The organism is Thermoplasma sp. (assembly GCF_023256435.1).
Classification (GTDB): Archaea; Thermoplasmatota; Thermoplasmata; order Thermoplasmatales; family Thermoplasmataceae; genus Thermoplasma.
In genome coordinates this window covers 1-13,830 of sequence record NZ_JAGDXM010000002.1, presented here as the reverse complement: position 1 = coordinate 13,830, position 13,830 = coordinate 1, and the positions used below count along the sequence as shown (strand labels likewise).

14 protein-coding genes are annotated in these 13,830 nt (G+C 43.2%); 6 read left to right on the top strand and 8 right to left on the bottom strand.

Features of this window, described 5'->3' with window-relative positions; all coding sequences use genetic code 11:
- The first annotated feature begins 180 nt into the window (after positions 1-180).
- Complete coding sequence (gene ftsZ / locus Q0C15_RS00150) at positions 181-1,218, top strand: cell division protein FtsZ (protein WP_110640481.1); 1,038 nt, start codon at positions 181-183, stop codon at positions 1,216-1,218.
- A 37-nt stretch (positions 1,219-1,255) separates the two neighbouring features.
- The gene (locus tag Q0C15_RS00145; RefSeq protein ID WP_297214782.1) at positions 1,256-1,921 is read left to right on the top strand and encodes a chlorite dismutase family protein; all 666 of its coding nucleotides are present in this window, start codon (positions 1,256-1,258) and stop codon (positions 1,919-1,921) included.
- Here Q0C15_RS00145 and Q0C15_RS00140 read toward each other — a convergent pair.
- Together Q0C15_RS00140 and Q0C15_RS00135 are read right to left on the bottom strand one after the other, a co-directional pair.
- Positions 1,871-3,316 carry a THUMP domain-containing protein gene (locus Q0C15_RS00140; protein WP_297214780.1) on the bottom strand — a complete coding sequence of 482 codons (1,446 nt, stop codon included), beginning with the start codon at positions 3,314-3,316 and terminating at the stop codon, positions 1,871-1,873. The two genes, Q0C15_RS00145 and Q0C15_RS00140, sit on opposite strands and share 51 nt — an antisense overlap.
- Positions 3,313-4,383, bottom strand: coding sequence for a hypothetical protein (locus tag Q0C15_RS00135; protein WP_297214778.1), 1,071 nt, complete (start codon positions 4,381-4,383; stop codon positions 3,313-3,315). Before Q0C15_RS00135 ends, Q0C15_RS00140 begins: the two co-directional genes overlap by 4 nt.
- Positions 4,384-4,441: 58 nt before the next feature.
- On the opposite strand from Q0C15_RS00135, the gene Q0C15_RS00130 reads away from it, so the two are divergent.
- The gene (locus Q0C15_RS00130; protein ID WP_297214777.1) at positions 4,442-4,885 is read left to right on the top strand and encodes a hypothetical protein; all 444 of its coding nucleotides are present in this window, start codon (positions 4,442-4,444) and stop codon (positions 4,883-4,885) included.
- Between the two features lie 4 nt (positions 4,886-4,889).
- A complete protein-coding gene (locus Q0C15_RS00125) occupies positions 4,890-6,695 on the top strand; it encodes an APC family permease (protein ID WP_297214775.1) in 1,806 nt (601 codons plus the stop codon).
- Between the two features lie 34 nt (positions 6,696-6,729).
- On the opposite strand, the gene Q0C15_RS00120 is transcribed toward Q0C15_RS00125, so the two are convergent.
- Genes Q0C15_RS00120 through Q0C15_RS00110 form a run of 3 tightly spaced genes read right to left on the bottom strand, consistent with a single transcriptional unit; the run spans position 6,730 to position 9,177 of the window.
- Positions 6,730-7,140, bottom strand: a complete 411-nt coding sequence (locus tag Q0C15_RS00120) for a phosphate-starvation-inducible PsiE family protein (protein WP_110640491.1) — start codon at positions 7,138-7,140, stop codon at positions 6,730-6,732.
- Positions 7,141-7,168: 28 nt separating this feature from the next.
- Complete coding sequence (locus Q0C15_RS00115) at positions 7,169-7,666, bottom strand: TIGR00725 family protein (RefSeq protein WP_110640493.1); 498 nt, start codon at positions 7,664-7,666, stop codon at positions 7,169-7,171.
- An 8-nt stretch (positions 7,667-7,674) separates the two neighbouring features.
- Entirely contained in the window at positions 7,675-9,177 is a 1,503-nt protein-coding gene (locus Q0C15_RS00110; protein ID WP_297214771.1) for a thiamine pyrophosphate-binding protein, read from the bottom strand.
- A 189-nt stretch (positions 9,178-9,366) separates the two neighbouring features.
- Here Q0C15_RS00110 and Q0C15_RS00105 point away from each other — a divergent pair, with 189 nt between their 5' ends.
- On the top strand, positions 9,367-10,080 hold the full coding sequence (locus Q0C15_RS00105; RefSeq protein WP_297214769.1) for an alanyl-tRNA editing protein: 714 nt from the start codon (positions 9,367-9,369) through the stop codon (positions 10,078-10,080).
- A gap of 49 nt (positions 10,081-10,129) precedes the next feature.
- Here Q0C15_RS00105 and Q0C15_RS00100 read toward each other — a convergent pair whose 3' ends face one another.
- Together Q0C15_RS00100 and Q0C15_RS00095 are read right to left on the bottom strand one after the other, a co-directional pair.
- Entirely contained in the window at positions 10,130-10,306 is a 177-nt protein-coding gene (locus tag Q0C15_RS00100; RefSeq protein ID WP_297214767.1) for a DUF1059 domain-containing protein, read from the bottom strand.
- A 324-nt stretch (positions 10,307-10,630) separates the two neighbouring features.
- Positions 10,631-11,734 (bottom strand): hypothetical protein, encoded by a 1,104-nt coding sequence (locus Q0C15_RS00095; protein WP_297214765.1) that lies wholly within the window; start codon positions 11,732-11,734, stop codon positions 10,631-10,633.
- Between the two features lie 551 nt (positions 11,735-12,285).
- Between Q0C15_RS00095 and Q0C15_RS00090 the strand changes: the two genes are divergently transcribed.
- Complete coding sequence (locus Q0C15_RS00090; RefSeq protein WP_297214764.1) at positions 12,286-12,666, top strand: hypothetical protein; 381 nt, start codon at positions 12,286-12,288, stop codon at positions 12,664-12,666.
- On the opposite strand, the gene Q0C15_RS00085 is transcribed toward Q0C15_RS00090, so the two are convergent.
- On the bottom strand, positions 12,635-13,660 hold the full coding sequence (locus Q0C15_RS00085) for a pyridoxal-phosphate dependent enzyme (RefSeq protein ID WP_297214762.1): 1,026 nt from the start codon (positions 13,658-13,660) through the stop codon (positions 12,635-12,637). The genes Q0C15_RS00090 and Q0C15_RS00085 overlap by 32 nt on opposite strands.
- Positions 13,661-13,830 lie beyond the last annotated feature (170 nt).

Genomic DNA, 13,830 nt, shown 5'->3' with positions numbered 1-13,830 from the left:
TCTCATCGCTAAAGCTGTTGAGATTTACAGCTTCCCCCAAACCCCCAACTTCTTTTTTAAAATATGCCTATTTATTGGCGTTCTATTTTGGACAATACATGTTCGTCTATACGATCGAAGTTCTAAGGGCGATACTGTTCAGGCAAAAGAATTATTTACACAAGGGATTATAGTATCCATATGGTCGATCAAAACGATAACGGTGAGGACATCTGGACCAAGGATGAAGATCTCAACAGAATCATAGAAGACCGTAATTTCAGGATCAAGGTTTTTGGATTTGGCGGATCAGGATCAAATACCATAAATAGACTCATGAAAGAAAATCTTGTGGGCGTGAAATTGATTGCATGCAATACAGACGCGGCCCATCTGCTTCGTATAAGATCGCATGCAAAGATATTGCTCGGAAAGAATCTAACTAGAGGCCTCGGTGCCGGCGCAGATCCAACGGTTGGTGAGATGGCCGCCAAGGAGTCTGAAAGTGAAATACTGAGGCAAATCGATGAGACAAGCATAGTATTCATAACTGCCGGTTTCGGAGGAGGTACAGGTACAGGCGCTGCACCATATGTTGCGAAGCTTGCAAAGGATCGCGGCGCGTTGACCATAGCATTCGCAACGCTCCCGTTCAGCTCAGAGGGCTATGTGAGAATGAAGAATGCCGCTGAAGGTATAAGAAAGCTCGTTAAGAACAGCGATGCAGCCATAGTGATTCCCAACGATAAGCTCATAGAAAAATATAACGACGTTCCGGTTTACAAGGCGTTCAAATTCGAAGATGAGGTGATAGCAACCGGGATAAAGGGCATAACCGATTTGATCATGAACACTGGAACGATCAATCTGGATTTCAATGATCTACGCAAGGTTATGAAGGATGCTGGATACGCCGCCATAGGCATGGGTTCCTCAAACCAGGCGGTGAATGACAGGATTGTGGAGGCTCTTGAAAGGGCTCTTGACTCGCCATTTATGGATTACGATATCTCGCATGCAAAGGGAGCAATAGTCAATGTAACTGGGGGAAGAGATCTTCAGCTTCAGGAGGCACAGCAGGCAGCGGACATGCTGAGAAAGAAGATATCTAGAGATGCTACTATAATGTGGGGTACAGTGATAGATGAAAACATGCGCAGCGGAGTGAGAATTCTGATCATCGTATCAGGCATAAGGCCAAATTTCAAGATAGATCAGGATCTTGAAGAAGTGAAGTGATAAGTTAATAATAATTACTTCAATGTAATATCCATTTATGTCTGAGATATACACCTCGGTTATATCTTATCGCTTTCTCGAGGGTAGGGAGCATGATGTAAACAACATTGAGAGATCATTCGGAACAATAGGGGCATTCTTCTCTGGGAATGCAGGATACATAAATTTTCATGCGTATCGTTCCTATCGTGCCGATTCAGACATCATATTCTGGTATTCCAGCAGAGATCCGGATCTCATGATACTGGCCAAAGACAGGATACAGGCGATCATGCGGAAATTTGCAGTTTCATCGTATTCTTCAATATCCGTGTATGATGAAAGTCCATATAATGCCATGAATAAAAAACTGGAAGACAGCCTTAAATTGCCTCCACTCAATTATTTTGTGGCATACCCAATGTCCAAGGATCCTGAGTGGTATCTCTTGGATTTCGATACCAGGAAGGAGATAATGCATGAACACATCAGGATGGCACTGGACCATCCAGATCAGAGAGGTATAAGATCCTATACTACCTATTCTTTCGGGATTGGAGATCAGGAGTTCGTGGTTCTTTATGAAATACCAGATATTGCAGCATGGTCTAGGGTTACAGAAAAACTAAGAGAAGCACGTGCGAGAAAATGGATAGTAAAGGAAACGCCCATATTACTTGGCAGGCTCGTCGATGTCAGCAGTTCCGTCAGCTTCCTTTTCTGAATTTCTTTTTTTAATACCTTTATAAGTTGTGTAGTAAGCATTCACTCCACGGTTTCTAAGAACAGAAGCAACGTATGCACTCTGAAGACCCATACTGCAGTATATAACATAATTCTTATTTCTGTCATCGATCTGCAGGGCCTGGCCTATCGTCATATTCACTGAATTTTGAACATGATCCTTCTGGTACATTGATTTAGGCCTTAGATCTATGATCACTGCATCAGATGGTACCGATCCTTTGAGTTCGAAATCGTCATTGATCATGCCCTTCAGATCGTCAATATCGAAGATCCTAACGCTGCCCTCGATCTCATTCATATCTATATGTTTCATATCCTCGTCTATGTCCTCTGGTCTTGATCTTATTATTGGATGCGATGCAAAGAGTGAACAGAACTCACCCATGTTCCTCGTAGGAAACGTTCCGATACTCCTGGCCATCTCAACTACCTCATCCTTATCCATCCCTATGAGCGGACGCAGCACGGGAACATCTATGCCACTTTCAATGGCCCTGAGGTTTTCGGCAGTTTGAGATGATACCTGTCCCAATGATTCACCTGTAACGATACCGTTGTATCCCTGCTTCAGTACGATGCTTTCGGCTAGTTTATATATGACCCTCTTGAACGTGACATTGGAATATCTGGTCTTGCCTTCAACGACCATTGTGCGTATGAGCGGTCTGCAATCAGCAACATATATCTTTGGTTTTCTGTACGGTGCCCATCTTTCGATGAGCTTGCTCACAACATCAACAAATGGAAGAAGATCCACTGGATAGGACAATGAGCAGAATAATATGTCACAGGGGGAACCACGCTTCATGATCGTCCAGGCTGCGACAGGTGAGTCGATTCCGCCTGAAACAAGGGCCAGATATCTGCCCTCAGATCCGAGAGGGAGTCCACCAGGGCCGGAAATGACCGTATCGTAGAAGAATGCATCCTTTCCCACTATATCCACGTGTATCCAGACATCAGGATTCTTCAGGTTCACGCCAGCGGATACTCCATAGAGTGCGTCACCCACGCCTTTCTCAACGTCTAGTGAGGTGAAGCCATGTGTACCGATGCGGTTGCATCTCACTCCAAAAGTTTTTCCCTTGACCTTCTCGTTATAGAGTGCAACTGCTATTTCCTTGAGGTCGTCAAGAGTTTCAAATCGGAATCTTTTCGCGGGGGAATAAGATTTTATCCCCATTATATAACGCAGAGGATCATCGTTCTCAGCTTCCACCAGAATATGCCCGGACATGATCCTGCAGTCTGCGTTCCATCCCTTGATTCTATAATATGAATTTATATTTTTAATTAGTATATTTTCCATCCTCTTCCGTTCTTTATCACCTTTGAGGCCGATCTCCGAATATCGAACTATGTAGAGTGTCATTGTACGACACCGGCTGATGCCATGAGATCCTGCACTATACCTGGGTTTATATTTGCCAGCCTAGTCTTGAGATCATCGATAGAAATATGGCCATCGGATATGAGGCCCTTGACAAGGTATGAGTATTTTTGGAATACGTATTTCACCAGAGGTAGAAGATCGCTCTTTTCCAGAAGATTTACATCACCTATACTTATGGAATTTATAGTCTTCTTCCTAACCATGAGGTTCTGCATGATTCCGGCTATATAACCAGATATTGACTTTATAGTGGTGTAATCAATGTATTTCGAAAGTATCGGATCGCCATCGACATTTACTTTTCCAGAATCATCCTTATAATCGATGCGTATCATGTCTGGATTATCAACGGGATAGAAGAACGAAATCTGCGAGAGCGTATCCTCATTCTCTATGACGACGCTTATGTATTTCGGGCTGTATTCAACATATGATAATATGTACTTATCCAGTTTCTCATAATCAACTGATATCTCTGAACTCATCAGGGATCTTCCCTTTCTCACCGGTATCCTGATACCCTTCGATATGGACGACATGTAGAGCGTATCCTTCAGCTCAGGTATGAGGCTACTGTTGAGGGAGAATTCATACGTGATGTTGTCATCGCATCTGTAAACCGCCCTTGCCTGATAAGATCCGCCGATATGGTTCAGGTAGACTGTGTAATCTATTATGTGAAAGGGATCCTGCACCATGAACAGACTCAGGCTTCCTATGGATCTGTTCAGATCGCCATCCATCTTCTGCTTTATTGCGTTCTGATCGTCCCTTGCCTTAGCCTCTATCTTTTCTTTTATCTGGGAAATGGCCAGGGATGCGAACTCGATCACCTTGTTCTTTACATCCGACGCATCTATTCCAGTTTGTGAGAAATCGAAGTTCTGAACCGTATTCTTAACTTCAAGCACGAAGTTATCGGCGATCTTCTTCCTGTTGTCTATCAGAACGCTGAAATTTTCGTAATCGCTCTTCTCCTTCCTGTAATTCTCCATATAGACGAGAGCGTCGATAAGATTTGAGATCGATTCTGCAGTTATAGCCATGACAAAGAGTTTATTCAAAAGTATTATAAAGCAATATCTCAATATTGAAGGGATATTTATGGCAGACACGCTTGATAAGGCGATAGATGACACAATACTTCAGATCAAGGCCCTGATGCTGATTGCTGGGAATGACAGGGCTGCTCAGATTAGAATAAGGGACAGAATATATCAGAGCCGCGATCAGTCTGTGATGGAGTTCAGGCAGATCGTCGGACAGGAAAAGCCAGGCCGTGAATATCTGTATACTGCCATAGGTGATTTCATAATATCTTCGTTTCTTATACTCCTCTCAGCTATGATGATGACACCTGCTCTGGCTACATTTGTTAACGCGAATCTTGTTTCAAGGTATCTGGACAGCGTTGCGGTAAACGTGGTAGCGCTGAATACGGTTGGATACGCAGAAGTTATAGGAATGCTGTTTCTCTCATTCTTCATGCTTTTCCTCGGGCTGCATACAATAAGATTAGGTGCAGAGAACACGTCAAGGATATGGTGAATACATGTTCAGACGGTTTAGGAGGATCACGCTGATTACAAAGGCGCTATCCACAGCTATAGGTATATTCTTTCTATATTCAACGATCTTCTATCTCATAACCTCCAGCCCGCTTTCAAATTTTTCATTTGGGTACATGATAGTGTTCTTTGCAGTCATCGTTTCACTGGTGCTTTCGTCCATCCTGATAGCCGAATTACCGTCAGTTTACAGGATCAGATTCAGGAAACCAACACTGAAGGAAGGTGGTACTCCGGTATATGGATTCTTCACTCTTTTTGCCATAGGACTCGGTACCACCATAGGTTCTCCGCTCTTTATACTGATACCTGAGAATATATATGAATACTTCATAGTTTCAATATCCTCACTTGTCCTGGCAGTGATAATGTCCTACCTACTTGCATACCTCTATGATCGGATGCATATATACTCGCACGACCACAACCTGAATGCACTCGGCGGTCCATCATTCATAAGGACGGCATATGGAAGGCAGAGCCTGAGGTATTTCATATCCCGTTTTTCAATGTGGATAGCAAATACGTCTCTGGCAGCATTTTCAGTCATATATTTTGTAGAATTCACCTTCAACGTCATTTCTCCTCTTCTGGCCGTAATGGGGGTCTCCCAGATACTGAGGAATGGGGTCATTGCCGGAGCCATACTCTTCATGATAATCTGGTTTGTCATAAACGCCTTCTATGGAAAGAGGTATATGAGAGGAATAGGCATCACGCAGATAATATTCCTGATAATAATGGTCTCCATAATATTCTTTGACGCGCTGGATCTTGGCTTCGGTCACTCTTGGGACCTGTCTGGGATCCTTGTATTTCACGCCGGTGCTCCTGAGCTTATTCTTATAAATACAGGGTATCTGTTCATACTCTTCTTCGGGTTTCAGGAGATACAGGTTATGGTCAGGGATTCCAAGGATGAGTCCAGAATTCCTGTCATTTCTTTCATAACCGGCAAGACCTATCCCAAGAGAAGGTACATGCCATACTCCATGTATGCGACTATCGCTGGTGCAGGCTTCATTCAGGTTCTATATGCTCTTGCGGTCTTTTCAGTCCATGCACCCTATTCGGCCGTGGAAACAGCCGTAATACCTGCCATATATATCGCATCCGTGTTCCAGAATAACCTGTGGGCTCTGGCTATGGCGGTCTCGTTCCTCCTGGCCACGGTCACTACGTTCGTTCCCGCGTTCATGGCTGCATCAAGGCATCTGCGATCGCTTGCGGAGGATGGTATATTCCCCCAGTCGTTTTCAACTCTCTCATGGGTATTCACCTTTGTGCTCATAATATTCATGAGCCTCGGTGGCACAGCCTTCCTGGTGAATATAACGGACTTCATGGTTCTTATCTCCCTGTCATTGATAGCCCTGGCGGCAATACCGCTGAGGGATAACCGGAGCAGATTTGATCATGTTGCAGCCATTTCGGTAATTACGTTCATCATGTTCATGATCGGCGCGGTCAGCATTTACTTCAACGATAAATCAGTAGTAATCCTTGGGATAATGGCTATTCTCTCCGCGTATCTTCTTTACGATATAATGAAACTATCAATGATGGGGATGGAACTTTTCGGTCTGGCGCTTGGCATTATGTCCCTACTGCCACTTCTGGTGTTCAAAGCCGTGTCCTCGCCCACGGTGAGAATAATCGGAAACATAGCAATTCGTTCGCCTTACAACCTCATCTACATAGAGCTTTCCCTGATCATAATGTCGATCATGCTTATCCTGAACGTTTTGCTTCGCCTTCGGACTCAGGCCAGGAATATAACCTTCACATGAATGCGTTCATCGATCACTTATCGTACGACGTATTTCATTGCGATCCGCCATTCATGCGAACTTTCTCCGTAGTTGATAAGAAATAGAGTGAAACAGCGAGTGAAACGATGACGATCGCAAGTGCCGATAGGGAGTATATGTCCTTAACTCCGGTGGATATGTCAATTATGATTTCCCTTATTATGTATGAAAGACCAGCCTCGACCACATGTTTTAGGCCAAGTGGGCTTCTGACGACAAAGTCATGCGCTCCGAGATACAGTTCGAGCAGAACCAGGGCGAAGAAGGCATTTTCGACCAGGGAATAGGAAAGAGCCTCAAGGCCATCAGACCTCATTGTATATATATCATAGATTGCATAGGCAATGTCCAATATGATGCTGATTACAAGCAATGTTTCTATGATGTATCCAAAGATCTTTATGATGGCAGGAGTGACATCCACGATGGATTATACCCAGAATGGTTATAAATTATTTTTCGGAAGATTCGTCGATCTGATGCCATCTCTTTGCCAGATCGATTGCTAGATCGACAGCTCGTTCAGGATCCGGCTCAACATATACATGGCCTTCCTTTTCCTTCGTTCTCGGTATGCTGATCGGATATATGGAGACCACATCTTTGCCTTCGCTTATGGCGAATGAAGCCTCTGAGAGAGTACCTGCGGATCCATCTATCGCTATTATGGCCTGAGATGCCCTGATTATTAGGAAATTTCTCATGTAACCCATTCCCGTGGGTATCGGTATCTTAACGTAACGGTTGGCCTCCGATGGGTCATAACCTGGTAGTATGCCTACCACCAAACCATTTCCGTCAGAAACGCCGTGTGAAACACATTCCATGACTCCGGTAAGCCCACCGCATATCACCGTGACATTTCGCATGGCGAGTATCCGGCCAACCCGATACGCTATATCGCACACTTCATCCTTTACACGACTTCCACCTATGACTCCTATGTTCATGGGATCACTCAGAACAGATCTGGAATCTGGTTATCAACATCAAGGACAAGAACCTTTGGTGCATCTCCCTCATTGATCCATTCCAGATCACTTTCTGCTTCATAGTTTCTAACTTCGGAACCAAAGCCTTCTGCAATCTTCTCTATGCTGAAGTTGAATCTCAGGAATTCCCTATCCTCTACTCCATATCCATATGTCCTCGAATAACTTCTCAGTATATTGTAGCCATTGTTCCTGAGCACTATGAATTTGGCAGCAATTCCGTATTTATGAGCAGTCCATAGACTCTGCGGGGTGTACATGAATGCGCCATCGCCAATAATGCCGATGGTCTTCTTCTTTAGCATGGCGATTGATACGGCCGCCGCATCGCCCCAGCCAAGGGGACCACCACGTGAAGTGAAGTAGGTTTTTGGCCCGTCTGCAAAGTATTTCCTGACAGAACCGGAAGCCGTAACGGCCTCATCCACTGCAGTATACCCTTTGAGATGGCGGTGCACCTTCGCTATTATGTCCTCATACACTAATTTCTCAGGAAACCTGTTGGGTTTGATCCATTCCTTCTTTCTTGCGTACTTTACCGCTGCACGCAGGAATGACGAAGGATCTGAGAAGTAGGTCTCGCCCACGTAATGGCCGGATTGCGTGGATATGAATATGGATCTGTCCATAAATTGCGGATCCTCTCCGGTGTATGGATATACGAACACATCCGATCCTATGAAGAGTATGAGGTCATAGGGTTCGAGGATCCTGTTCATGGCGGAGAAGGCAGGAGGCAGATCCTGAACGTACAGATCATCCTTGTAATATGAAGACGCCTGAGCCCAGGGTTCGACATATACCGGAGCATTCAATGAATGGGCAAAATTTCTTGCATCTTCCATCGCGCCGTAAGCGTCTATTTCAGATCCGAATATCAGTGCAACCCTCTCTGCAGAATTCACACGTTCCATTATTTCGCGTACCTCATCTTCATTCAGAGCGGCATTTGAATGCCCAAAAACATTTGTTTCAATGGGATCCGCGGTTTCATCCATTATGTCCATGGGAAATGAGACGAAAGTAGGCCCGAAGGGTGGTGTCATGGCTATATCATAGGCGCGTTTCATTGCGAGAGGAATCTCCTCAGGCCGCCTCACCTCATATGCATATTTTACATAGTTAGAAACCATACCCAGCTGATCGCCGGATAACAGTGGATCATAGTATAGATGCCTTCTGTCCTGCTGACCAGCTGTTATTATAACGGGAGAGTGATTGCGTGCCGCGGATGTTATGAATGCCATTGAATTCGAAATGCCTGGTAATGAATGCAGGTTCACCACGGAAGGACGTCCGCTGAACTGGGCATAGGCATCGGCCATTGCGACCGAAATCGAATCATGCAGAGTCAGTACATAATCCTCAACAGAGGATAGCATCGGTATTTCCGTCGTACCAGGATTTCCGAAAATAGGATATAGATGGTTCTTCTTGAGAAAATCCGAGAATATCTGTGAGGCCTTCATATCCATGCTTATTATTCTTATCTAATATTCTTTTTGTGATAGACTGTATATATCATTCACGGAATATATACGCATATGATTCGTTCTTATCCATATCTTGAGACGCAATCCATTTAGGACGCGTCTCCCATTCCTTTTTCACATACACTCAAACAGATAATATTTAAACTGATAGCTATAACGGAACCTATGAAGACCAAAGCATTGTACTTGGACGATTCATATTCAGTGGAGGGTACGGGAACAGCTGTATTTGTGGAATTCACTGATATGAAGGTGGATCAGTCAATATTCTATCCGACAACGTTTGGAGAGCCAAATGATACGGGTAAGGTGATAATAGATAACAAGGAATATCAGATTGTCGATACAATTTACGACGGCGAATATATACACCTGATATCAATGGATACTTATCCACAGGACATAGTCGGAAAAACTGTGAAACAGAAGATAGACTGGGACAGGCGGTATATACATATGAGATTCAGAACAGCATTGAAGATAATATCTGGTCTTGCGTATAAGAAATGGAAGGTGCCCTGCCGTGTTAATGAGACCTATGATGACAGGGCATGGATAGATATCGAGAAGCCCGACATAACGGAAGACGAGATCAACGAAGTCATGACAGAAGCAAACGAGATTGTTAAGAAAGATCTAGAAGTTAAATTCAGATATATTAGCCTGGATGAGTTCAACGGCAATGAGGATCTTAAAAAGATGTCTGTCCATGATGCCTTTGACGAGGAGAGAATACGTATAATGGCCATAGACGGACTTCCTGAACAACCGGAATTCGGTGTAAATGTAAAGCGGACTGGCGAGGTCGGCCAGATAAACTATAAAACTACAAAATTAAAGGGAAAGGTTTCAAACAGAATAAACATAACATTACAGTGAATCTGATATTCACATGCTCGCAATTTTATTTTGTGAACATGCGATGTGTCTATTTTTCCTTTACAACCTGTAACACCTTATCCCTTATTTCATCTGTGAAATCGTATATATTATGAGCATATCTGAAATGCATCTTCACCATGGGCGGGATATCCTCCTTCCTTTCTTCTTCCAGAGTATAGCTGCAGTCGAATCCATAATCCCTGCATCTGAACACATACGTCATAACACTAACATACCTAGCCTGTAATTAACGATTTTGTTTATTGAAAAATAAGCGGCCTGCGAAAAAACAAAGACACGATATTTTTATGGCTATACATGGACTTCTGTCAATGACGATTCTTAATGAAAATATTTCGAGGCCGATAAGAATGGATCTGTGCATTTTGGATGAAAGCTTGCGGACATAACGAAATAGATATTTTACTGTATTGGATATGCTGATGGAGATATCTTCTCTGAAATGAAGATCCGAAACTTCAACTATGGGTCAGCTCATAGACAAAATCGAAAAATGATGCTTAAAACTATGCAATGCTTACCTGTTCTAGTGTGTTTCATAGATGCTGTCTGAGTAATAATGATCATGGAGTCTGCCATATATATCGACCTTGACGTTGAACGGACCAACATCATCGGCTGCGATGATATGGTGGCAGTGATCGCATTCAAGGCTCATGTTGTCCTTAACATGGAAGACTATGCCTCCGCACTCTGGACATGAGCTTCGTATGAAAAGATCCTCAGGCTTCAATAGCGGAACCTGTATCTCTCTCCTTGGCTCTTCCTGTACCCGGCTCCTCTCATGCTGTATCCTCTTCTGTCTTGATTCGTTCTCCAGAAACAGATAGTATATACCTACAGAGGACCACGCGAATAGAAATATAGTCAATAAAAGAGAATACTCAGGAAATCTTGAAGCTAAGACGCTGAGAAAACTTATCATACTCATGATATAATTGGTGAGTACTGCCCGCATCAAGCCGAATTTGATGTAAATTATAGAGACCATCAGGGTTGTTATATAGGCTGATATCACATAATAGATGTTTTCTCCAAGAATGAGATACAATATTGCGGAGTACGTTGCCACACCTATGGATATGGCCCCTACTATATTCCAGTTTAAGTCGTCACTCTTGAGGATTATCCTAGGCTTCCTCGAGGCATAACCATAAATGATCATCATCACAGTTATCGGAATAACGGAGAGAAATAACGATTCAAATGGTACAGATACAAAATAGTAGTAAACCTGTATAAAATTCGGAAGCTTATTCACACTAGTTATTCCATAGGAAGGATAAACACTTGAAATTATGAAGGATAAGATCAGATCAACGAGAACATAGATGGCCAGATACCAGAAGAACTTGCCTGACCCTTTAGTAGAGAATGAGGTGGTGTAGTCTTTCTTAAATTTCAGAAGCGAGATGAGACCAATGATGACAAGAATTATTGAGATGATTATGACGGCAAAGAAGAAAATTATACTGGTATGAAAGGACAGCAAAGCATAATCAGAGACAGGAAGTACGGATAGCTTCGCGATATTCTTGAAGATCGCCGGCAGATAGTATAAAGTTATGATTATTGCAATAGAGATACCAGCAAGTCCGAATATGTAGCCAGGTACATCCTTTTTATCCATGGACATACCAGTATGAAAACTTTGAATTAAGACTTATGGATAATGTGTGAGGCACGATTAGAGAATTAAGATTTAGAAGACTGAGTGATTGATTAAGCGAATGGAACAGAAAGAAAAGGATTTGAATGAATCCTTAGACTGATCGATATCGCAGCGTTCCTCTATTTATAAAAAGTTAGGAGTTTGAGGGAAGCAGTAAAACTCCCTCTTCGGACATGAGATACACGGACTTCCCCCAATGGAAATATTTATAGATTGTCTTACTATATTCTTTTGTATCATCCCTGATAAACAAGTGGATGATAACTGAGTAGGATCGGTGCGATCCAAATATACGCCTGTGGAGATCGCAACCTCCGTAACCCTTCTTCCAGACGTGGTCCGAAAGAAAGTTTCCAATGACGGGAAACTGCGATCTGGTAGTATGGGGATCGAGTTTGATCGTTGAAGCAGGAAGCTCCGAAGCTTTAATAAGGAGTAGCTCAGGATAAAGCGATCCATATAGCATCATCGATCATGATACTCTAAATGTATATGTGGAGGCGGTATGAATGGCTGAGTCTAAGGTGCTGGTTAAAGGTTCTCCCTTCAACAAACCTGTGATAAAAGGAAAGCTGGAAAACAACTATGATATGTCAGAAGATGAAGTTAAGCTATTGATGTTCATAAAGAACCACGGTGGGAAGGTTCCGCTTTACAGAGTCAAAAACGAGAGTGGCGTGAAAGATCCTGATGGTACACTCAAGAATCTCATAGATTATGGCTTTGTCGCCGAGGATAAAGAAAGGCTCGGAGAAAAGATCATACTGACCAACGAGGGAGAATTCGTTGGGCAGGCAATTAGAGTGCGTGAGGAAAAGGAAAGAATAGAGAAGTTAAAAAGAGAACGTAAGGAGCGGATCAAAAATCGTTCTTCAGCCCAGACCCAGTGAGGATCAACAGGCTGTTGTTCAATCTTTTCTTCTTAAACGCCGCGAACACCGTCGCAGAGCTATATTCAACGAGGAATCCTTTTCTTGCGAGATCGTTTCTTGCATCTATTATCTCCCCATCATTCACGGTTATGCACCTGCCATTTTCTGATAAAACAGAAAACATCCTTTCCAGAAGCGGTGGCCTTTTAGAAACCAGTGCATCTGCTACGGATGTCAATGTGTTATCAGGATCATACCTTGTGCCGTTCATTCTAGCGCACAACGGGGAAACTGCTTCCGTCTGAACGGCGATTATCTTGGGCATACTTGTTATCTCTCCGGCTTCCTTAAGATGATTTAATCCGGAGAATAGACCCAGCAATAAAGTTCCGGCTGAGACGGGCACATATATGTTTTCTGGCATTTTATCGAACTGCCTGTATATTTCATATGCAAGTGTTCTTATGCCATCCCTGAACTCAGGCCTGAGAACATGACTTGCATAAAATGATCCTGATCTCTCCGCCGCTGCCTGGACGTCCTCTCTGCTACCCGCTATCTTTATTACCCTCGCTCCATAGGCTTGTATCTGCCAGAATTTTTTTCCGGCAACTGTTTCTGGAACGTATATTTCTACGGAAAATCCGGCAGCAGATCCATAAGCCGCTATCGAAGCTCCAGCATTTCCAGAAGAATCCTCAGAGATCTTTGAGATGTTCTCAGAATCCCTTATATCTACTATATGAGAAATAAGTATCTTTGATCCTCTATCTTTGTATGAGAATGTTGGGAGCATATAGTCAAGTTTCAAGCTGAAGCCATCGGCCTGAAATATAGGAGTCTCAGATTCCCCCAAAGAAATAACATTGCGCAGATACGGGAAATTATGTTCAATTTTATCATGATAATGAAATTCGGGACGGATCTCAAACAGGGAACCACAGACAGGGCATCTCAGCTCATCGCCCTTTCGTTTTCTTCCGCAGTTCATACAGTATGCAGGTACATCCATTACTCCTTACCTCTCTATCTATATGGCCTGATATGAAATATTTTTTCCTGACCAGCTGTTTAGCTTAATTTCTGGATCAAAAATTAAAAAATCCTTTATGATATGCCGTTGACCATTCTGACATGCTCTCCTCGCTGAAGCTTCGGAGGTTCTACTTTTGCTTCCCGTTA